The sequence below is a fragment of the Xanthomonas sp. JL1 genome (assembly GCF_038405005.1).
The window spans coordinates 22,392-44,039 of record NZ_JBBYGR010000059.1; the positions used below are offsets into that span (position 1 = coordinate 22,392).

Genomic DNA, 21,648 nt, shown 5'->3' on the forward strand with positions numbered 1-21,648 from the left:
TGCGGCCCTGCCATGAACGTCCTCGCCTTCGAGACCTCCACCGAAGCCTGTTCCGTCGCCGTGCACGTCGACGGTCGCGTGATCGAGCGCTTCGAACTGGCGCCGCGCCGCCACGCCGAACTGGCGCTGCCCTGGGCCGAGCAGCTGCTGGCCGAGGCAGGTATTACGCGCCGCCAGCTCGATGCGATTGCGGTCGGCCGTGGCCCTGGCGCGTTCACTGGCGTGCGTCTGGCGATCGGCATTGCGCAGGGCATCGCCTTGGCGCTGGATGTGCCGGTGCTGGCCGTTTCCACGTTGCAGGTGCTGGCCCTGCGCGCGCCGGCCGAAGCGAGCCATGTACTGGCCTGCATCGATGCGCGCATGGGCGAGGTGTATGCCGGTGTCTTCGCGCGCGGTGACGACACGGTGCTGGAACTGGCGCCGGAAGTGGTCTGCGCGCCGGAAGCACTCGTGCTGCCCGATACGGCGCAGCGCATGGCCGCTGTCGGCACCGGTCTGGCGGCTGCCGATGCGCTGCTGCAACAGCGCTTTGCGACGCGCCTGACCAGTGTCGATGCCGCCGCGCTGCCGCGTGCCGCCGATCTGCTCACGCTCGCGGTGCCGGCCCTGCGGCGCGGCCAAGGCGTGGCGCCGGAGCGGGTGGAGCCGGCCTACCTGCGCGACAACGTCGCGCTCACCCTGGTCGAGCAACAGGCCGCCCGCGCCGCGAAGGCGGCCGGCGCATCGCCATGACCGATGCTGCCCGGCATGCGCGTTTTCGCGGTTGCCTGCTCGGTCTGGCGGTGGGCGATGCGCTAGGCACCACGCTCGAATTCTGCGCGCCGGGCAGCTTCACGCCGATCGACGACATGCACGGCGGCGGCCCGTTTGCCTTGCGGGCCGGGCAGTGGACCGACGACCCCTCGATGGCCTTGTGCCTGGCGCATAGCCTGCTGCATCGGCAGGGCTTCGACGCGGCCGATCAGATGAACCGCGATTGCAATTGGTACCAGCACGGTCAGCTCAGCAGTACCGGTGCCTGCTGCGATATCGGTGCGACCGTGCGCCAGGCGCTGGAGCGCTATCTGGATGGCGGCCCGGCCTTCGGCGGCGGCACCGATCCGCGCTCGGCTGGCAATGGTTCGTTGATGCGGCTGGCGCCGGTGGCGATGTATGACGCGCAGTGTCCTGACCAACTGGCCGATCGCGCGGACGACAGTTCGCGCACCACCCATGCCGCTGCCGAAGCACTGGATGCCTGCCGGCTGTTCGCGGTCCAGCTGCGCGCCGCGCTGCTTGGAGGCACGCGCGATCAGGTGCTCCATGCGCAACCGGAAACGTCGCTGACGCCTGCAGTCCACGCATTGGCGATCCGCGACCATGTCGCCGTGCCCGCCGCGCAGATCTGCGGTATGGGCTATGTCATCGATTCGCTGTCGGCAGCGCTGTGGTGTTTCGCCACCACCGAGAGCTGTGCCGAGGCCGTGCTGCGTGCCGCCAACCTGGGCGACGATGCGGACACCACCGCAGCGATCTGCGGGCAGCTCGCCGGCGCGTTTTACGGCATCGACGGCATCCCGGCCGCCTGGCGCGAACGCGTGCAGGATGCGGCAGAGATTGTTGTGCTGGCAGACCGGTTGTACGAGGCGGCGTCAGTGGCCTGAGGCCGCAGCCACGATTCAACGGACCGGCACGTATGCAGCACGCTGTAGGTGAAGCGCCGGCGTCGTGCTTGCGGCCCTTGATGGGGGGGGGCGGCCCGATCAGGCGTGATTGCGGTGCCAGACTGGTGCACGCGCGTGGCGGTGTGCGTGCTGTCTCTGCCTCGCTATCGCAGTGGACGCTGTGCGGATCGCGCGCGTCGCCGCAGCGGCCTTGCCGCCGCATTGCAGTGTTTATCAGGTCAGCGCCGCCAGGGTGTGGCGCGATGCGCGGCGCAAGCAACGCGCCCGCTACCTCAGCGATCGTCGTGCAGCTCGCCGCCGGGCAGGAACAACCAGGTGCGCGTGACCTGCAGGATGTCCACATCGTCCTTGGTCTTGGGCAGCGGCGGGAACGGCTGCGCCAGTTGCACCAAGCGTAATGCGGCATCGTCGAGCAGCGGAACCCCGCTGGAGACCAGCACGCTGCTGCTTTCCACGCTGCCGTCGCGGCGCACGCCCACGTTGATGACGACCTTGCCGCCCAGCCGGCGGCGGCGGGCGTCGTCGGGATAATTCAGATTGCCCACGCGCTCGGCGCGGTCCACCCAGGCGCGTAGATAGTTCGCATATGCGTATTCGCGGGTGCTGGCCGAGACGAACTTGCGGTTCGGGCGTTTGGCGTACTGCTCGGAGCGCAAATGCACTTCGGCTGCGAGCCGGGCCATTTCGGCATCGCGCTGCAAGCGTTGCGCATCTGCAGGAGTGAGTGGGTCGGTCTGCGGATTGGGTTGTGGCGTCGGCACGGCCTGCTCGCCGCGACGGCTGGTCACCACGCGGGTCTGGGTCGGCGCCGGCGCGTTCACGCTGGTGGCGCGTTGTGCCTGTGGCGCCAGCCCGGTGCGGTCCTGTGGCACCACGCCCGGCTGGCTGTCGCGCGGGCGCTGCGCGGTGTCGTGATTGCCGCCGCCCTGCTGGTTGGCCTGGGCCAGGAAGTCGGCCTGCTTGGGCGTCAACGGTGTGCTGGTCTGGCTGAAGATCACATCCAGGGTTGGCACCAGTGGCGCGTCTTCGCTGACCGCAAACACCACGCCCAGGATCAGCACGCCGTGCAACAGCAGCGAGATCACCAGCGTCATCATCAGCCGGCGACCGTCGTCCATCGGTGCCGGCAGCGCCGCGGCCGTGCTCATTGCGCGGCGCCTGCCTCGATCGCGTCGAACAGCAGCCCGGCGATGTTCAGGCCGAACTGGGCATCCAGCTCGCGCACGCAGGTGGGGCTGGTGACGTTGACCTCGGTCAGGTAATCGCCGATCACATCCAGGCCCACGAAGCGCATGCCGCGGCGGCGCATTTCCGGGCCCACCTGAGCCGCGATCCAGCGGTCGCGCTCGGACAACAGCCGGCCTTCGCCGCGCCCGCCGGCCGCCAGGTTGCCGCGGAACTCGTCGCCCTGCGGAATCCGCGCCAGGCAGTAATCCACCGGCACGCCGTCCACCAGCAGGATGCGCTTGTCGCCGGCGCTGATGTCGGGGATGAAGCGCTGCGCCAGGGTCAGCTTGCGGTTGCCGTCGGTCAGCGTTTCCAGAATCACGTTGAGGTTGGGGTCGCCGGTGCCGCTACGGAAGATCGAGCGCCCGCCCATGCCGTCCAGCGGCTTGAGTACCGCCTGACCATGCTCCAACACAAAGGCCTTGAGCGCGGCGGCATCGCGGCTGACCAGGGTGGGCGGGCAGCACTGCGGAAACAGCAGCGCTGCCAGCTTCTCGTTGTAGTCGCGCAGGCCCTGCGGGTCGTTGACGATCTGCGCGCCGGCGCGCTGCGCCACGCTTAGCACCTGGGTGTCGTAGACGAACTCCGCATCCACCGGCGGGTCCTTGCGCATCAACACCACCTGGCCGGGGCCGAATTCCAGCTCGGCGAACTCGCCCAGCGTGAACCAGTTGGTCTTGTCTTCGCGTACGCTCAGCGGCGCGACCTGCGCCACCGCGCGGCCTTCGCGCAGGCTCAGCCCGCCCGGGCGCACGTAATGCAGGCGGTGGCCACGGCGCTGGGCGTCCAGCAGCATGGCAAACGTGGTGTCTTTGGCGATCTTGATGGAGGCGATGGGATCCATCACCACGACGACGTCGAGCGACATGGGGCTAAACCTTTCGAACAAGCTGCCGATGGTAACTTGCCGATGGTAACTTCAAGCGATGGGCGATGGCGCGCCCGGCGGGTCGTAGTGCGCGACTTGCCGGCCGGGACGCGCCCAGACGTGGTCGGAACGTCCGCCTGGCGGGGCCCCGGCAATGCGCCCTTGACAGTCGATGCTGGTCTTGGGATATACATGCAGTTTCGTAGCGACGTCGGAAGGGATGACGCGTCGCGCGCCTGGGGATATGTGATGAGTGAAAACATTGCTGCGGGTGGGGAACTCGCAGGACTCAAGGTGATGGTGATCGATGATTCGAAAACCATTCGCCGCACCGCCGAAACGCTGCTGAAGCGGGAAGGTTGTGAAGTAGTGACAGCAACGGATGGTTTCGAGGCACTGGCCAAAATTGCGGACCAGCAACCTCAGATCATTTTTGTTGACATCATGATGCCGCGCCTGGATGGCTACCAGACGTGCGCGTTGATCAAGGGCAACCAGCTCTTCAAATCGACGCCGGTAATCATGTTGTCGTCCAAGGATGGGCTGTTCGACAAGGCACGCGGCCGCATCGTCGGTTCCGAGCAATATCTGACCAAGCCGTTCACCCGTGAAGAACTATTGAGCGCAATCCGCACGTACGTCCACGCCTGACCAGGGGGAAAGGCAACATGGCTCGAATTGTATTGATCGAGGACTCGCCCACCGACAGCGCAGTCTTCAGTCAATGGCTGGAAAAAGCAGGCCATACGGTCGTCGCCACCGATAACGCAGAAGAGGGACTTGAGCTGGTTCGCAGCCAGGTGCCCGATCTTGTGTTGATGGATGTGGTGTTGCCCGGCATGAGCGGCTTCCAGGCAACGCGTGCACTTGCACGCGACCAGGCTACCAAGGACATCCCCGTGCTGCTGGTCAGCACCAAGGGCATGGAAACCGACAGGGCCTGGGGTTTGCGACAAGGTGCCAGCGACTACATCGTCAAGCCGCCGCGCGAAGACGATTTGATCGCGCGCATCAGACAACTGGTGCGTTGATGCGCTCTCCATTCGATATTCTCGAAGACTACGAGCGTCGTAGTCTTGCGCACGCCACGCCGCTGCCGGAACGCCAGTTCTCTGCAGATATCTGGCGCGGCGTAGGTTACCGCGTCGGTACCCGGCGATTGGTTTCTGACTTCCGCGAAGTGGCGGAAATCGTGCCGATGCCGCCAGTGACTCCGGTGCCGGGCGCACAGCCCTGGCTGCTGGGCGTGGGCAACCTGCGCGGCAATCTATTTCCGGTGATCGATCTGAAGCAGTTCCTGGAGGGCCGTCGCACGGTGCTGCAGGAAGGCCAGCGTGTGCTGATCATGCGTCAGAGCGGCGGCGACGTCGCCCTGACCATCGATGAGCTGTACGGCCAACGCAGCTTCGAGCAGGTCCAGGCGGTGGAACCCGGCGAGTTGGCGCAAGGCCGCTACGCCCACTTTATCGACCGTGCCTTCCGCAACGAGACGCAGGACTGGGGGGTGTTTTCCCTGGCCTTGCTGTCGCGCACTCCTGAATTCCGGCAGGCCGCGGCCTAAGCCGCGACCCTGCCACGTCATACAGATCGAGGTCGAACCATGAGTACCGCCCCGGACGCCCGCAAGACCAACAAGCTCGGCAGCGTCAGCACCAGCTTCTGGCTTGGCTTGCTGGTGTTGTCGATGATCGTGTTTGGCGCCAACACCGGCGTCGCGACCTGGCAGAGCAGTCATCTTGCCGGCGCCGGTGTTAGCGCGGCCGACTTGCAGGTGCTTTCGCAGCAGCTGGCTAACCAGGGCCGCGAAGCGGTCTCCGGCGACACTAAGGCATTTGCCGCGTTCAAGGAGACCAAGGGCCGCATCGACAGCACGGTCAACGATCTGGATGGCCGTTACGGCCAGGAAGGCCCGATCGCCAGCTCGATGTCGCAGCTCAAGGCGACCTGGGTGCCGCTGAGCAAGAACGCCGATCAGGTCATCGCCAGCGAACAGGCGGTGCTGGCGATCGCAGTCAACGCCAACCGCTTCTCCGGCAGCGTCCCGCAATTGCAGGCGCAGTTGAACGAAGTGGTGCGTGCGATGACCGTCAGCGGCGCGCCGGCTTCGCAGATCTACAACACCTTGCAGCAGGTCGTGGTAGCCGGAACCATGGCGCGGCGGGTGACCGAAATCCGCGCCGGCGAAGACGATGCGGTCGCGTCCGGCGACGCGCTGGCACGCGACTCGGTGGTGTTCACGCAGATGCTCGAAGGCTTGCGCGCAGGCAACGAGGAACTCGGCATCGCCGCGGTCCGAAACCCGGCCGCGTTGTCGGCGCTGGAACAGTCGCAGGCCCAGTGGACGAGGATGAAGAGGGACGTCGACGCCATCCTCGCCAACTCGCGCAACCTGTTTGCCGCGCAGTCCTCGGCTGCCGCGCTGACGGCTGGCTCCAGCAAGATGCTCGACGACAGCAAGAAGCTGTTCGATGCGTTCTCTTCGTTCGGTTCGGTGCGCGACACGCGCCTGTTCCCGAACTTCTGGCTGGGCGTGGTGTCCGGCCTGGTCGCGCTGCTGGCGATCATCGGCTTCGTGTGGAGCTCGGTGCGCGTGCGGACCCGCGAGCAGGACGTGCGCTACCAGTCGCAGGTGGAATTCAACAGCCGCAACCAGCAGGCGATTATGCGGTTGCTGGACGAAATCAGCTCGCTCGGTGAGGGTGACCTGACGGTGAAAGCCTCGGTGACCGAGGACATGACCGGTGCCATCGCCGACGCCATCAACTACGCCGTGGACGAACTGCGCCACCTGGTGACCACCATCAACGACACCTCAGCCAAAGTGGCCGTGTCGACCCAGGAAACCCAGGCCACGGCCATGCAGCTGGCCGAAGCGGCCGGCCAGCAGGCCAACCAGATCACCACTGCTTCCGAGCGCATCAGCGAAATCGCTGCCAGCATCGAACAGGTGTCGCGCAACTCCACCGAGTCGGCCGAAGTGGCGCAGCGCTCGGTGGTCATCGCCGCCGAAGGTGCCGGCGTGGTGCGCGAGACGATTCAGGGCATGGATCAGATTCGCGACCAGATCCAGGAAACCTCCAAGCGCATCAAGCGGCTGGGCGAATCCTCGCAGGAAATCGGCTCGATCGTGGAACTGATCAACGACATTTCCGAGCAGACCAACATCCTGGCGCTCAACGCTGCGGTGCAGGCAGCATCGGCCGGCGAGGCCGGCCGCGGTTTCGCCGTGGTGGCCGACGAAGTGCAGCGCCTGGCAGAACGCACCTCCAGTGCGACCCGACGCATTGAAGGTCTGGTGCAGACCATTCAGGCCGATACCAACGAAGCGGTCAGCTCGATGGAGCAGACCACCTCCGAAGTGGTGTCCGGTGCGCGCCTGGCCGAAGACGCCGGCACCGCGCTGACCGAAATCGAGCGCGTGTCCAACGCCTTGAATAACCTGATTAAGAACATCTCCATCGCCGCGCACCAGCAGTCGGCCGCGGCGACGGATATCACACAGACCATGGGCGTGATCCGTCAGATCACCAGCCAGACATCGCAGGGTGCGGAGCAGACGGCCGAATCGATCGGCAACCTGGCTCAGCTCGCTGCCGATCTGCGCCGTTCGGTCGCCGACTTCAAGCTGCCGGCGTGACAACGACGCGGAACGGGAAAGGATCAGCAGATGGCGCCTAGTAGCGTTACGTCGATGCAGAAAGTGACCGGTTGCTGCGCTAGCGGCAAGTCGGTCGTAGTCAGGGGGCTGCAATGAGCGCGCTTCGCGATGCGATGAGTCACGCCGCACTGGGCTGGGTCAAGCCAGAGCTGGACGAGACGTTGCGCCAGGCGCGCAACGAGATCGAATACTTTGCCGAAGAACCGTCCGACACCAGTCGGATGCGGTTCTGCGCCGGCTATCTGCACCAGGTGCAGGGCACGCTGCGCATGGTCGAGTTGTATGCGCCGGCGATGGTGGCCGAAGAGCTCGAGCTGCTGGCCCAGGCCGTGCAGGTGGGCGAGGTCGCCGACCGCGATGAAGCCTGCGCCATGCTGATGCGCGGCACCGTGCTGCTGCCCGATTATCTGGAGCGCTTGCAGAACGGGCACCGCGACATTCCGATCGTGTTGTTGCCGCTGCTCAATGAGATCCGCGCCACCCGTGGCCAGCCGGGTCTCAACGAGAGCGTGCTGTTTGCGCTCGACCCGCAGTCGGGTGTCGCCACCGAGGCCGAGCTGGATCACGCGCGCGGTAGCTTGAGCGGGCGCAATCGCGAATTGCTCGACACCGTTGGCAATGCGGTCAAGGAAGAATTGCTGCGCGTCAAAGATGCGCTGGACCTGCATCTGCGCACCGGCGGTGACATCGCCAAGCTGCAGACCCAGGTCAAGGATCTGGGCAGCGTTGCCGACACCCTGGGCATGATGGGCCTGGGTGTGGCGCGCAATGTCGTCGTGCAGCAGCGCGATGCGTTGGCGCGCGTGGTCGATGGCCAGACCCAGATGGACGACAACGTGCTGCTGGATATCGCCGGCGCGCTGCTGTACGTGGATGCCTCGCTGGACGATCAGGTGGCCAGCCTTGGCGCCGATCCGGGCGATGGCACCGAAGTCATCAACAGTGCCAACTCCTCGGAAGTGCGCCGCACGGTCGATGTGCTGGCGCAGCAAGCGATCGCCAACTTCGGTGCGGCGCGCGAGCACTTCGTCGCCTTCATCGAAACCAACTGGGACCATGCCCGCCTGGCCAATGTGCCGCACCTGCTCGGCGAAGTCGGCGGTGCATTGCGCATTCTCGAATTGCCGCAGGCTGCCGATTATCTGGAAGGCGTGCGTGGTTACGTCGATCTGGAACTGATCTGCAAGCAGCGCGTGCCCAGTGGCCGACAGCTGGATACGCTGGCCGATGCGATGGCCAGCCTGGAGTACTATCTGGAAGCCCTGCGCGAGCGCCGTCCCGGCCGCGAGGAGATTCTGGACATCACCCGCAACAGCCTGGAAACGCTGCGTTATTGGCCGCTGCCGTCGGGCGAGCCGTCCGATTTGCCGATCGGTGCCGACCAGCCGGGCAGCGTGGCCGAACCGCAGACGGTGGCCGCCACGCCGTTGCAGCATGCGGACACGCCGCAGGCCGCCAACGATGCCGCGCCCACGCCGTCGCTGGAATGGGTCAACGAAACCGTGGTCGAAACGCCGTTCGCTGCCAGGGTGGTGCACGACACCGGCGCCGCCGCGACCGATACGATGTTTTCGTTCGACCCGGTTGCCGCTGAAGAAACCGTGTCCGGCCAGTCGCATGTGCCGTTCACCGTGGCGCCGCTGGATCTGTCCGACGACGGCGCGCAAGCGCCCGGTGACTGGCAGCTGGAAACCACCGAGCAGGTCGCGCCAATCGCCACCTCTGCGTTCGACCCGGTGTCGGCCGAGCAGGATGGCAACGAGGTCGTGCAGGTCAGCTATACCGTGGATTTGAGCGCGCTGGAGCAAGAGCACGCTGCCGAGCCGGTGGTTGCCGAAGACGCGCCGCTGCAGATCGAGCAGATCGCGCTGCCTGGCGATGCCGAGCAGACCGAAGCGCCGTTGGATTTCATTGCCGAGAACGCAACGCGTCGTGCGCAGACCAGCATCGAAGATGCGTTTTCGCCGCCGCCGCTTCCGCCGCAGGAACTGGAAGACCCGTTCGTCGAACCCGTGCAGGAGCCGCAAGACGCACCGTGCGAAGCAACAGCCGAGGCCACCGCTTCGCGCGTGCAACAGGCGGTGGTCAGCGAGTTCGAACTGGACGACGCATCCGCCGCGTTCCTGGCCCCACTCGATGCAGCGGCCGCGCAGTTCGATGTGCAGCAGCCGCAGGCGACGACTGTCCCGGCCGACGCTGAAACCGCGCAGGCATCTTCCGAACCCGTGTCCAGCGAAGGTACTCAGGCTGCGACCGCCGCTGATGCCGGCATTTTCGGCGGCTTCGGCGACAGCGATATCGACGACGATATCCGCGACGTCTTCCTGGAAGAATTCGACGAAGAACTGGTCAACCTGGGCCAGTTGTTGCCGGTGTGGCGCGCCGCGCCGAACAACCCGGAACACCTGCGCCCGATCCGCCGCGTCTTTCACACCCTGAAGGGCAGTGGGCGCTTGGTCGGTGCCAGCGTGCTCGGCGAGTTCAGCTGGAAAATCGAGAGCATGCTCAACCGCGTGCTCGATAATTCGCGACCGGCCAGCCCGGCGCTCGTGGCGATGGTCGAATTGGCGTACGACGTGCTGCCGCAGTTCAACGCCGCGCTACGCAACCAGGGGCGCATCAACGCCGACCTGCCGGAAATTCAGGCCATTGCCGAGCGCGTTGCGGCAGGCGAAGAGGTCTACTACGTGCCCGCAGCCGCGGCGCCGGTGGCAGACGCCGGCGCGATTCTGGCAGCAACAAGCGTGGTTGCCGCCAGCGGTGGAACGCCGGCTTCGGTGGACAGCGTGCTGCGCGAGATCCTCGAAGCCGAGGTCGCCACCCATCTGGACACGGTAAACGGGTGGCTGCAGGCCAGCCAGGCCGAGCCGCAGTTGCCGACCGAAGAACTGCTGCGCGCCGTGCACACCATGAGTGGCGCGTTCGCGATGACCGACGTGCCGGAAATCACGTTGGTGACGACGCCGGCCGAAAGCTACGTCAAGCGTCTTCTGGCCGCCTCGGTCACACCGTCGGCCGCCGGCTTGGATGCCATTGCCGCCACCGCTGCCGCGATTGCCACCACGGTGACGGCACTACGCGCCGATGCGCCGTTGATTCCCTCGTTTGCACCGTTGACCGAGCGCTTGCGTGCGCTGGTGGACACCTTGCCGGAAGCGCAGTGGCCGCCGCAGGTGTTCCTGGACGAGCTGGACGATGTCGATGCACCCAGCGACACGGTAGACGACAACAATGCCTCGGTCGAACTGACCGGTGCGCAGGATCTGTCGCAGTACCTCGATGCTAGCGCGCTGCCCTTCGACGCGCCCGCACCGGCGCAAGACACCGAAGACACACAGCCGCAGTCGGACGACGCGCCGATTGCCGTGGACGCGTTGGCCGATGCAGAAGCCGAGCACGATTCGGCGCTTGCCGTGGACGCGCCTGCATCGCACACAGTCGACGATCTCGGTCACCTTGCCTCGCACGAACACGTCGATGCGTCTGCCGAATCCGCGCATGCACCGAGCGACGACGCGCTGGTCCCGGCTGTTGTCTCTGCGCAGCTTGCCGATGCGATCAGCACCCATGCCGACACCGTTGCGGTAGAAGAGCCAGCCGACGCAGAAGCCGCGTTGGGCGATGCACAAACGCTGGCTGCGGCCGATGCCGAGCAGGCCACGGACACGCATGCGCAGCACGTGCCGACGCACGACGATCAGGGTGCAGCAGGCGCTGACGACGCGGTCGAGAGCAGCGAAGCACTTGCGTCCGTGTACACAGGCACGGCATTGGCTGAAGACGCTGACGCAACCAACGCGGAAGACTGGACGCCGGGAACCCCGGCGCTGGACAGCGTGCCGACCGACCAGGAAGGCCACGCGGCCGATCAGCTTCGCCACGAACACGCGGACACGCACGAACACGCCGGCGAACAGCCGGCAGACGAAGCGGCGCAGCACGGCGACGCCGCGCTGCCGCATGCTGGGCAGTCGCATACCGGAGAACAGCAGCACGCCGAGGTCGCCGCGCCGCTGGGCGAACACGCAGACATCGAAGCGTACGCGTCGTCGGATCAGCAGGTGGATTCGGGCGAGTCCGCAGCTTCGGACGCGCAGTGGCATGCAGGCGAGCAGGTGCCATCGGAGCAGGACGTCGAATCCAGCGAGCAGCTGCAGACGGACGCGCATTCCGACGAGCACGCTGGCGAAGCCGAACACGCTACGGAACACGAGCGTGCCGAGGCCGAGCATGCGGAAACCGACCACTCTCGAACTGAGCAGGCCAACGCCGAAGTCATGCCCGATCACACCGTCGAATCGGTGCAGGCATTCGAAATGGCGCATGCAGCCGATCAGGTGGAAGAATCGGGCGATCCGCAGTCCGATACCGCACCACAACTGCACGACGCACAGGCTTCAACCTCCGAAGACGCGACGCATGCCGACGCGCATGCAGCGGCCGACGCGATTGCCGCAGCCGAGCACGTCGAGCACGCAGAACACGCAGAACATGAGGAACATGAGGAACATGCGGACGCTAGCGAACACGCCGTTGCCGACCAGTACGCCGACGACTCCGCAGAGCACCGCGCAGCCGCCAGCGATCGCGCCGCAGCCGACCACAGCGCAGCAGAGCCGGAAGACACCAACACCACTGCAGCCTTCAGCGCACCGGTGGAAGAGGCCGCGCCTGTCGAGACGGCGAGCAACGACGCGGGTGCGGCATTCGATATCGGCCCGCTCAACTTCGATCAACTCGACGGCGAGCTGGTCGACATCTTCGTCGAAGAAGGCCGCGACCTGCTGGACCATTGCGATGGCTTGATCGCCCGCATGCGCGAAGTGCCGGAAGACCGCGATGTCCTCAACGGACTGCAGCGCGATCTGCACACGCTCAAGGGCGGTGCGCGCATGGCCGGCATCAACGCCATCGGCGACCTCGGTCACGCGATCGAATCGCTGCTTGAAGCCGTAGCGGCCAACCGGACCGACATCGACCGCGACGACGTGCGTCTGTTCGAGCGCGGCTTTGATCGCCTGCACCAGTTGTTGACCCGCACCGGCAAGCACCGCGCCGTGGCGATGCCGACCGATCTGGTGGAAGCCTTCGAAACCCGTACCCGTGGCCGCAATGCCGCCCCGCCCAGCGACGCCGATGTCCGCGCGATCGCCAAAGTATCGGTGGAACCGGCACCGCTGTCCGCGCCGGTTCCGGTGGAAGGCCAGACCGAAGAAGGCTTCCTGCCGCGCGTGCAGCAGGAGCAGGTACGCGTGCGCGCCGACCTGCTCGACCGTCTGGTCAACCACGCCGGCGAAGTGGCGATCTACCGCTCGCGCCTGGAGCAGCAGTTGGGCGCGTTCCGCGGCGCCATGGGCGAATTGGATCGCACCAATGCCCGTCTGCGCGACCAGTTGCGCCGTCTGGATCTGGAGACCGAAGCGCAGATCGTGGCGCGTTATCAGCGCGAACAGGATCAGGGCGATCGCACCTTCGATCCGCTGGAACTGGACCGCTTTTCCACCCTGCAGCAGCTCAGCCGCGCGCTGAACGAATCGGCGGCCGACTTGGGCGGCTTGCAAGGTGTGCTGGAAGATCTGTCGCGTCAGTACGACGGCTTGCTGCAACAGCAGTCGCGCGTCAGCTCCGAACTGCAGGACGGCCTGATGCGCGCGCGCATGGTGCCGTTCGAGGGCTTGGTGCCGCGGTTGCGTCGTGTGGTGCGTCAGGCGGCCAGCGACACCGGCAAGCAAGTGCACCTGCTGCTGGAAGGCACCCAGGGCGAACTCGATCGCAACGTGCTCGATCGCATGGTCGCGCCGTTGGAACACATGCTGCGCAACTCGGTGGCGCACGGGCTGGAAACGCCCGAGCAACGCCGCGATGCGGGCAAGCCGGAAGAAGGCAGTATCGCGATCCGTCTGCGCCGCGAAGGTTCGGAAATCGTGCTGGAAGTGGCCGACGACGGCGCCGGGTTGGACCGCGAGGCGATCCGTCGCCGCGGCGAACAGCGCGGCTTGATCGAGCCCGGTCAGGAGCTCAGCGATGCCGAACTGGATGGACTGATCTTCGCCTCCGGTTTCAGCACCTCCGAGCAGGTCAGCCAGCTGGCTGGCCGTGGCGTGGGCATGGACGTGGTGCGCAACGAAGTGCGTCAGGTTGGCGGCTCGGTGGACATCCACTCGGTGCGCGGCCAGGGCGTCACCTTCACCTTGCGTCTGCCGCAGACGCTGGCGGTCACCCAGGCGGTGTTCGTGCGCATTGGGGAGACCACGTTCGCAGTGCCGGTGGGTTCGGTCAGCGGTATCGGCCGCATCTCGCGCACCCGTTACGAGTCGGGCGAGGGTGGATATCACTACGCCGGCGAAGAGTACGTGCTGCATGACCTCGGCTCGCTGGTCGGCCAGGCCGCCGCGCGTGCCGATGGCCAGGCGCAAGTGCCGTTGTTGCTGGTGCGTGCGGGCGATCTGCGCGCCGCGGTGGCAATCGATCAGGTGCTGGGCAACCGCGAAATCGTGGTCAAGCCGGTGGGCCTGCAGATCGCGTCGGTGCCCGGTATCTACGGCGCCACCATCACCGGCGATGGCCGCGTGGTGGTGATTCTGGACGTCGCGCCGCTGGTCCGTCGTTACCTCAGCCATCCAGCGCGTCAGACGCTGGAAACGCAGACCGAAGCGCAGCGTCAGGTGCCGTTGGTGATGGTGGTCGACGATTCGCTGACCATGCGCAAAGTCACCGGCCGTGTGCTGGAACGTCACAACCTGGACGTCACCACCGCCCGCGACGGTGTCGAGGCGCTAGAACTGCTCGAAGAGCGCGTGCCCGACCTGATGCTGCTGGATATCGAAATGCCGCGCATGGACGGCTACGAACTGGCGACCGCGATGCGTGCCGACCCGCGCTTCAAGGCGGTGCCGATCGTGATGATCACCTCGCGCAGTGGCGAAAAGCATCGCCAGCGTGCCTTCCAGATCGGCGTGCAGCGTTACCTGGGCAAGCCTTACCAGGAGTTGGATCTGATGCGAAACGTGTATGACCTGCTGGGGATCGCCCGTGTCCGAGACTAATGGCGCAATGGGAACTCCGGTTGCTTTGCTGGGTCGTCCGGGGCAGGCGCGCGAGCGCCTGCGCGAAGCGCTCGTCTTGGCTGGTGCGCAGGTGGTGCTGGAAGACGAGCCATCGGCGGTCGACGTGCAGATGCTGCGCGACGCCGAGCCGGTGGCGGTGCTGGTCGCACTCGAGCCGTTGATCGAAGACGCACTCGAAGCGCTGGAGCCGGCTTTCAACATGCCTGGCGTCACCGTGATCTTCGACGAGGCCGAACTAACGGTGCGTCGCGAGGGCTGGGAAGCGCAGCGTTGGGTGCGCCATCTGGCGGCAAAACTGCACGGCCACGCCGACGTCTTGCCACCGGGCACCGAAAGCGAACCATCGCTGCAGCCCGAGCCGGGTCTGGCGCTGGCCTCGCGCCAGCATTCGGACCTGCAGCTGGATCAACACCTGGAAGCCGCCGCGCATGCGTTCGAAACCGTGCCCAGCGATGCCTTGTGTGCGCGTGCATCCACGCATGACGCTGCGCCAGCCGCTTCGGAAAAGCCGGGTTTGACCCTGAGCGATTCCAGCACCTGGGGCTTGCTGGACGAAGTGACCGTGGTGGTGCGCCCGCGCGCCGAAGCACATGTGTCTTCAGCGGATGTGTCTTCGCTGTCGACCGGCGGATTGTCGCTGGTGGATCTGGAGCACAGCGGCAGCGTCACCGGCGCAGTGTTGGTGATGGCCGGCATCGGCGGGCCCGATGCGATCCGCCGTCTGCTGGCCGCATTGCCGCCGGAATTTCCGCGCGCGGTGCTGGTGCGCATGACCCTGGATGGCGGCCAGTACGGCAACCTGGTGCGGCAGATGGGGCGTGTGTCTGCGCTGCCGGTCGAACTGGGTGAGGCGGGGCAGGTGGTCGTGCCGGGCAAGGTGTATGTGCTCTCCGACGAGGTCGGCGTGCACCAGCATGCTGGCGCGCTGGCATTCGTGTCGCCGGCCGACCCGGCCGGTCTGATCGCTGCGCTGCCGCCGGCCGACAGTGCGGTGCTGATGCTCAGCGGTGCCAACGAGGCGATGGTAGAAGCATCGCTGGCATTGGCGGAGCAGGGCGGCTGGTTGGCCGGCCAATCCATCGACGGCTCTTACGACCCCGCCGCCGCCGCGCGGCTGGCGCGGCAAGGCATTCTGACCGGCGATCCTGCGCAGTTGGCGCAGGCGCTTGCACAGCGTTGGCCGGCATAAGCCGGGCGTTTCCTTTCGAATCGGAATCATGCGATGAGCTACGCCAATAACGACGAAATCCGCGGGGTCCTGATCCAGGCCGGACAGGAGCGTGTGCTGCTGCCGAACGCGACGGTGGCCGAGGTGATGTCGCGCGTGGCGGTCGAACCGCTGCCCGACATGCCGCATTGGGTGGTCGGGCGTATCGACTGGTACGGCTGGAAAGTGCCGCTGCTGTCGTTCGCACGCCTCAGCGGCATGGGTGAAGAGCCCACCGCAGTCAACAACAAGGTCATCGTGTTGAAGGCATTGGGCGGTAATCCGGCGTTGCCGTATTTCGCGCTGCTGAGCGCCTCGTTCCCGCAACTGATTTCGGTGCCGCGCGACGGCCTGCTGGCCGACGCATCGGAAGACGCGTTGCCCGAGGGCGTGCACATGCGCGTGCTGCTGGGCGAGCAAAGCGCTCTGTTGCCGAACCTGGACGCCATCGAAGCGCAGGTCGGTCAGGTGTTTGCGGCAGCTGCTGCCTGAGCGCGGTTGGTGCAGTGACTGTGCTCGCCGACAGGCGAGCGCAGTGGCACAGTGCAGCAGACGCCGGTTGCACTGATTGATCGGTGATGACTGCGTTGGTTGCAGTCGGGTGCTTTAATTCACGCACGGGATGAGGCACTGCGTTTCGGAGATGGCTTGCGGAGCGTGATCTCTATGCATCAGGTGGATGTGCACGTCGCAGAGAGATTGCACGCCTGTTTGAAGCGCGCATGTTGAGCGCGCAGCGGCCATGAGTCTTCCGGTATTTGCGCCGGTGCGGCACGCCGACGGCGTGGTGCTATGCGATCTGGCCGTTGTCGACCCGGCTGCAATGGCCGACTACCACACGCGTAACCGTGCGCACCTGGCCGATGCGATGCCGCTGCGGCCGCCTGTGTTCTACACCGTCGAGGGTTGGCGCCGCCTGTGTATCGCATACCGCAGCGCAGTGCCCGGCGAGCGTGAGTTGCAACTGGTGTTGCTGCAGGGCGAGCAGGTGATCGGCACCACTGGGTTCACCCAGATCCAGCGCGGCGCATTCCAGGCTTGCCACATGGGCTACGGCCTGGACGCCGCGCAGCAGGGGCGTGGCTTGATCCACTGGGCAGCCACGCAAGCAATTGCATTTGCCTTCGGCCCGCTCGGCCTGCATCGGGTGATGGCGCAACACGTTCCGGAGAATCTGCGCAGTGCGCGTGTGCTGAAGCGGCTTGGCTTCCAGATCGAAGGTTATGCGCGGCGCTACCTGCAATTGAACGGCCACTGGCGCGACCATGTGTTGACCAGCAGGTTGCGCGAGGACGACACATCTGGCGAAGGCGCAGTGGATGGTCAGCCCGGTTTAGGGCGCAGCGCCCGAGAGCTCGAGCCGTAATTCATCGGCGGCTAGTGTGGCGTTCCGTTGATAGCTTTACAGAGCCGTTCGATCTTGGCGAGGATCGAGTCAGCGGTCGCAGTCCATTTGAACGGTCGCGGATTTTGATTGTAGTGCTCCACGAAGGCGTTGATCTTGCGCTTTAGGTCAGCCACCGAGTCGAAGGAGCCGCGCCTGATCGCCCGTTGGGTGATCAGGCCGAACCAGCGCTCGACCTGATTGAGCCAGGAGCTGTAGGTCGGCGTGTAATGCATGTGGTAGCGTGGCCGTTTGGCCAGCCATGCCTTGATCCTGGCGTGCTTGTGGGTGGCGTCGTTGTCGCAGATCAGATGCACGTCCAGATCCTGCGGCACCTGCGCGTCTACATGTCGCAGGAATGAGAGAAACTCCTGATGTCGGTGCAGGGGTTTGCACTGGGTGATGACGCTGCCGTTGGCGACGTCCAGCGCGGCAAAAAGGGGCGTTGTGCCATGGCGCACGTCGTCGTGCGTGATGCCTTCGACGTACCCCAACCCCATCGGCAGCACCGGCTGGGTACGCTCCAAGGCCTGTACCTGGCTCTTCTCGTCCACACACAGCACCAACGCATGATTGGGCGGGTTCAGATACAGGCCGACGATGTCGCGCACCTTCTCGATGCAGAACGCATCGGTGGAGAGCTTGAAGCGCTTGGAGCGATGCGGCTGCAGGCCGAACAGCGTCATGTAGCGGTGGACGGTGGTGGTGGAACGTCCTGTCTCNNCCGCCAGCGTGCGGCGCGACCAGTGCGTGTTGCCGTTCGGCTTGCGCGTCAGGACGGTGTTGACCAGTTCGGCTACCTTTTCATCGCTGGTTGTGCGCGGCCGGCCGGGCTTGAGTTCGTTGTGCAGGCCGGCAATGCCGCGCTCCCGATAGCGGGTACGCCACAACGTGACGGTTGGCCGGCTCACCCCGTAGCGATGCGCAATTGCCGTCTGCGGCTCGCCGTCGGCCATGCGCAGGATCATCTGCGCGCTGCGCGACAAGGCCGCCGGCAAACTTTGCGATCGGGCCATCGACTCCAGTTGCACACGATCGTCGGCGCTGACAACCAACGGTTTAGCGGGTCGTCCCATGAGCGAACGCTCCAGCTTCCAAAGGTCATCCTTGGACAACGCCAGATAAGAAAAGGTACATGCGGAACGCCACACTAGATTGCTGTCTTGCGTCAGCTCGATCTGCGTTGGCCAGCCACGTTGTCTGAGTTGCGCGTGCAATTGCGTTACCCAGGTCTGCATTGCCACTGCATTCGGCATGCGTGCAATGATCCGGAGCGTTTCCGGTGTCTGTGTGCCCCCAGAAGCCGCGTAGCCCGCAAGCCACTCGCGTGGCGATGTGGAGAGCTTCAGTGCTGCAGTGCGGTGTGTTTCGCCGCGCGTGCCTTCATCTCGCGGCGGCTGCGCCTGTTGCGTAGCGGTGTGGCCGGCCGCTTGCGGCGACGAGGTTGCGCGAGATGCATCAGGCTGCGGCTTGCCGAGCTGCCGTTCCGGTTGTAGGACAGGTGCTGCCACTGGCGCAGCAGGCGGCGCGCGCTATCGGAATTTCGTTCGCCGCAGGTGGGTTAGTTGCGGTGCGCTCGATGCGCGACGACTGATCCAGCGACGGTGCCGGCAATAACGTCGGCGCAGCAGCAGGCGCTGGTGAGCGCTTGGCTGGTGATGGGGTGGGTGCGCTGCTGTCCATACGTGCTTCGAGCGCGCCGTTCGCCTGCATGTCGTCATTGCTTGCGGCGCTGGGTGCAGGGGGAGGCGGCGCTGCCATCGCGAGTTGTGCGTCGTCTTGCGCCGGCTCCGATACAGTCGCCGGTTGGGCAGGCATCGTCTCCGCGGATGGCGCGGAGGCAGGCGGCGTCACCACAGGTGCAGGCAGTGGCACGCTGACCGGGGCCGGCATGGCGGCTGGCGCGAGCTCTTGCAGTGAAGGTGCTGGCTGCCTCGCCACCTGCTCTGCGGACGTGGGATCGTCGGCGGATGCGCAGGCAGGTCGCTGCGCAAGATCGTGGAAGCTGCCTTCCGAGACGCGATCTGCTCCGTCTTCCGCAGCGGGGCGCGCGGAAATTCTGTCTGATGCGGCCGTCGCAGGGACAGCAGCAGCCGGTGTGGGTATCTCCGGCACAGGTCGACTGGCCTGCCATTGCAGGCCGACGCCAACTGCCAGCGTGACCGACGCAGCGAGCGCCAGCGCCGGGTCTCCAGCGCTGACGTTTGGAACGATGCCGGGCGAGCGCTGCGTTGCTGGTGGATGTTGCAGGTATAGCGGATGGCGTTGACGATGCCGACGCCCGGTAGGCAAGCGCCGCACGCATCAGTCGGTGTTGGCGAGTGGCCGGGTGCTCAGTGCGTCGGCCTGCTGCACCATCTGCAGGACGTCGGCGCGATACCCGAAGCGATCGTTGCCCAGGCTGCTGGCGGCCAGGGCGCGTACCTGCGGGTCATCCCAGCCATGCAACTGGTTGCCGCCACGCAGGCGCGGCCCGAAACCGGCCACCGCTGCAGAAAAGCGGAACGCGTCGCTGGTGGCGTTCAGTGCCTTGCGTTGATCGCTGCGGACCACCGTGTCCAGCAAGCGGCTGCGCTGTGCATCGGGTAGTTTGTAGCGCAGTTTGACGTGCGCCAGCTCGCCGTTGAAGGGCCGTGCCTGCTGATGACGCTGTGCAGTGCGTGCATAGCGCAGCGGGTCGACCGATGCGCGGCCGTTGACGGGGGTGATTTCGTATAAGGCGGTGACGGTATGACCGGCACCGATGTCGCCTGCATCGACCTGGTCGTTGTTGAAATCCTCGTCGCGCAGCGCACGGTTTTCGTAGCCGATCAGGCGGTATTCCTTGACCGTTTCCGGGTTGAATTCGAGTGGATCTTAACGTCGCGCGCGATGGTGGCCAGCGTTGCGCCCAGCTCGTGCGTGAGCACCTTGCGCGCTTCCAGTGGCGTGTCGATGTAGGCGTAAGCGCCGTCGCCGGCATCGGCCGACTGCTCCATCAGGTTGTCGTTGTAGTTGCCGGTACCGAAGCCGAGCGTGGACAGGGCGACGCCGGAGCGGCGCTTTTCGGACACCATGCCCTTGAGCGCATCGAAGTCGGTGACGCCGACATTGAAGTCGCCATCGGTGGCGAGCAGGATGCGGTTGATGCCGCCACGCAGGTAGCCTTGTTGCGCGGCTTTGTAGGCGAGTTCGATCCCGCTGGCGCCGGCAGTGGACCCGCCCGATTGCAAGGAGTCGATGGCTTCGACGATACGCCCCTGCTGATCGCCCGGCGTGGGCGGCAGCACTACCGCAGTGTTGCCGGCGTAAGTCACCAGGGTGATGCGATCCTGTTTGCGCAGCTGACGCACCAGCAGTTTGAGCGAGGATCGCAGGAGCGGCAGCTTATCCGGCGCGTCCATCGAGCCGGAGACGTCGACCTGAAAGACCAGATTGGCCGGTGGCAGATCGGCGGTGGCGATGTCGCGGCCGGCGATGCCTACGCGCAGCAGCAGGCTATCCTTGTTCCATGGTGTGGTCGCCAGTTCGGTGCGCACCGCGAACGGTTTGTCATTGGTCGGCGCGGGGTGGTCGTAGCGGAAGTAATTGATCAATTCTTCCACGCGCACTGCATCCACCGGCGGTAGGCTGCCGGCGCTGAGGAAACGCCGCACATTGCTGTAGCTGCCGGTGTCGACATCAATGCTGAAGGTCGAGATGGGCTGTTGCGCAGCCTGCACGATGGCGTTGTCGTCGATATGCTGGTAGCCCTCCCGGTCTTCGGCAGGTGCGGGGATCACCGGTGGCATCGGCATGCGGTTATCGAGCACGGGGCGAGGGCCCATCAACATGGCCGCAGGTGCCTGACGCGACAGGCTGTCGGCGCTGGTTGGCGCTGGCATCGCCTCGATGGGCGGCGGCGGGCTAGGTGCAGATGGCGGTTCCACTGCACGTGCGGGGGCAGGTGCTGCGAGCTGAGCTTGCGGCCTGACTTCAGGGAGCGAGGCGGTCGGGGCAGGTTGCTGCGGTCGCTGCGGTTGCGCGGATTCGGCGCGTTAGGGCTCGTCTATCGATGCAGCGGGTTCGTGCGAGCAGGCGCTCAGCAACAAGGTGAGCGCCATGAGGCTGCGACGTGGCATGGGGAAATCCGTTGCGTGGCGAGATGGGATGAGGAACAACCGAACAGCCCGAGGTCGCCGTGCACTGCGCCTCTGTCAGTGAAACGGGCCAGCCCAACGAATGGGGTTAACCGGATGGAAATTTTTTCCTGATTAGCCCCATCCCTCAGCCGCTAGTTGCAGGATCTGCGACGCTGCGGTTGGACAATGACCCCAGCTCAAGGCAACGGAGGTGGGAGATGGGCATCAATCTCGTGCAGTTTCAGCCAGGCTTGTCGCTGAGCGAGTTCATGGATCGCTACGGAACCGAAGCCAAGTGTTACCGGGCGTTGTATCGGTGGCGCTGGCCGAAGGGATTTCGCTGCCCGCAGTGCGACGGCCGCGCGCTCGCGCTTTCGACGCGCTGATCAGGTCTACTACCAGTGCCGGGCGTGCCGGCATCAAACCACCTTGCGTGCCGGCACGCTGTTGCAATCGAGCAAGCTGTCTTTGCG

General features: G+C 65.7%; 13 protein-coding genes and 2 pseudogenes. 11 read left to right on the plus strand and 4 right to left on the minus strand.

The features are described from left to right. Positions 1-12: 12 nt before the first annotated feature. Complete coding sequence (gene tsaB, locus WJW29_RS14070; RefSeq protein WP_011408180.1) at positions 13-732, plus strand: tRNA (adenosine(37)-N6)-threonylcarbamoyltransferase complex dimerization subunit type 1 TsaB; 720 nt, start codon at positions 13-15, stop codon at positions 730-732. Continuing rightward, positions 729-1,643, plus strand: coding sequence for an ADP-ribosylglycohydrolase family protein (locus WJW29_RS14075; protein ID WP_011258505.1), 915 nt, complete (start codon positions 729-731; stop codon positions 1,641-1,643). The genes tsaB and WJW29_RS14075 overlap by 4 nt, the downstream gene beginning before the upstream one ends. Positions 1,644-1,936: 293 nt before the next feature. Here WJW29_RS14075 and WJW29_RS14080 read toward each other — a convergent pair whose 3' ends face one another. Further along, positions 1,937-2,812, minus strand: coding sequence for a TonB family protein (locus WJW29_RS14080; protein WP_011258506.1), 876 nt, complete (start codon positions 2,810-2,812; stop codon positions 1,937-1,939). After that, a complete protein-coding gene (gene gshB / locus WJW29_RS14085) occupies positions 2,809-3,759 on the minus strand; it encodes a glutathione synthase (protein ID WP_011408182.1) in 951 nt (316 codons plus the stop codon). Before gshB ends, WJW29_RS14080 begins: the two co-directional genes overlap by 4 nt. A gap of 249 nt (positions 3,760-4,008) precedes the next feature. On the opposite strand from gshB, the gene pilG reads away from it, so the two are divergent. The 8 genes from pilG (at position 4,009) to WJW29_RS14125 (ending at position 17,057) form a co-directional block, all read left to right on the plus strand. Then, positions 4,009-4,410 carry a twitching motility response regulator PilG gene (pilG, locus tag WJW29_RS14090; protein WP_005913706.1) on the plus strand — a complete coding sequence of 134 codons (402 nt, stop codon included), beginning with the start codon at positions 4,009-4,011 and terminating at the stop codon, positions 4,408-4,410. A 17-nt stretch (positions 4,411-4,427) separates the two neighbouring features. After that, a complete protein-coding gene (locus tag WJW29_RS14095) occupies positions 4,428-4,790 on the plus strand; it encodes a response regulator (protein WP_011258508.1) in 363 nt (120 codons plus the stop codon). Further along, positions 4,790-5,320 carry a chemotaxis protein CheW gene (locus WJW29_RS14100; RefSeq protein WP_003482487.1) on the plus strand — a complete coding sequence of 177 codons (531 nt, stop codon included), beginning with the start codon at positions 4,790-4,792 and terminating at the stop codon, positions 5,318-5,320. The genes WJW29_RS14095 and WJW29_RS14100 overlap by 1 nt, the downstream gene beginning before the upstream one ends. Positions 5,321-5,359: 39 nt before the next feature. Next, positions 5,360-7,396 (plus strand): methyl-accepting chemotaxis protein, encoded by a 2,037-nt coding sequence (locus tag WJW29_RS14105; protein WP_011258510.1) that lies wholly within the window; start codon positions 5,360-5,362, stop codon positions 7,394-7,396. A 113-nt stretch (positions 7,397-7,509) separates the two neighbouring features. Further along, positions 7,510-14,463, plus strand: coding sequence for an Hpt domain-containing protein (locus WJW29_RS14110; RefSeq protein ID WP_113084401.1), 6,954 nt, complete (start codon positions 7,510-7,512; stop codon positions 14,461-14,463). A gap of 7 nt (positions 14,464-14,470) precedes the next feature. Continuing rightward, a complete protein-coding gene (locus WJW29_RS14115) occupies positions 14,471-15,673 on the plus strand; it encodes a chemotaxis protein CheB (RefSeq protein ID WP_011408184.1) in 1,203 nt (400 codons plus the stop codon). Between the two features lie 33 nt (positions 15,674-15,706). Next, positions 15,707-16,183: a chemotaxis protein CheW gene (locus tag WJW29_RS14120; protein WP_011258512.1), complete on the plus strand. Its 477-nt coding sequence runs from the start codon at positions 15,707-15,709 to the stop codon at positions 16,181-16,183. A 250-nt stretch (positions 16,184-16,433) separates the two neighbouring features. Next, complete coding sequence (locus WJW29_RS14125; RefSeq protein ID WP_011258513.1) at positions 16,434-17,057, plus strand: GNAT family N-acetyltransferase; 624 nt, start codon at positions 16,434-16,436, stop codon at positions 17,055-17,057. Between the two features lie 11 nt (positions 17,058-17,068). On the opposite strand, the gene WJW29_RS14130 is transcribed toward WJW29_RS14125, so the two are convergent. Together WJW29_RS14130 and WJW29_RS14135 are read right to left on the minus strand one after the other, a co-directional pair. Next, positions 17,069-18,151: an IS630 family transposase gene (locus WJW29_RS14130; RefSeq protein ID WP_113186850.1), complete on the minus strand. Its 1,083-nt coding sequence runs from the start codon at positions 18,149-18,151 to the stop codon at positions 17,069-17,071. A 1,228-nt stretch (positions 18,152-19,379) separates the two neighbouring features. Further along, positions 19,380-20,887 (minus strand): annotated as a pseudogene (locus WJW29_RS14135) (VWA domain-containing protein). 506 nt (positions 20,888-21,393) lie between these two features. On the opposite strand from WJW29_RS14135, the pseudogene WJW29_RS14140 reads away from it, so the two are divergent. Beyond that, positions 21,394-21,648: pseudogene (locus WJW29_RS14140) on the plus strand (transposase); the annotation flags it as partial.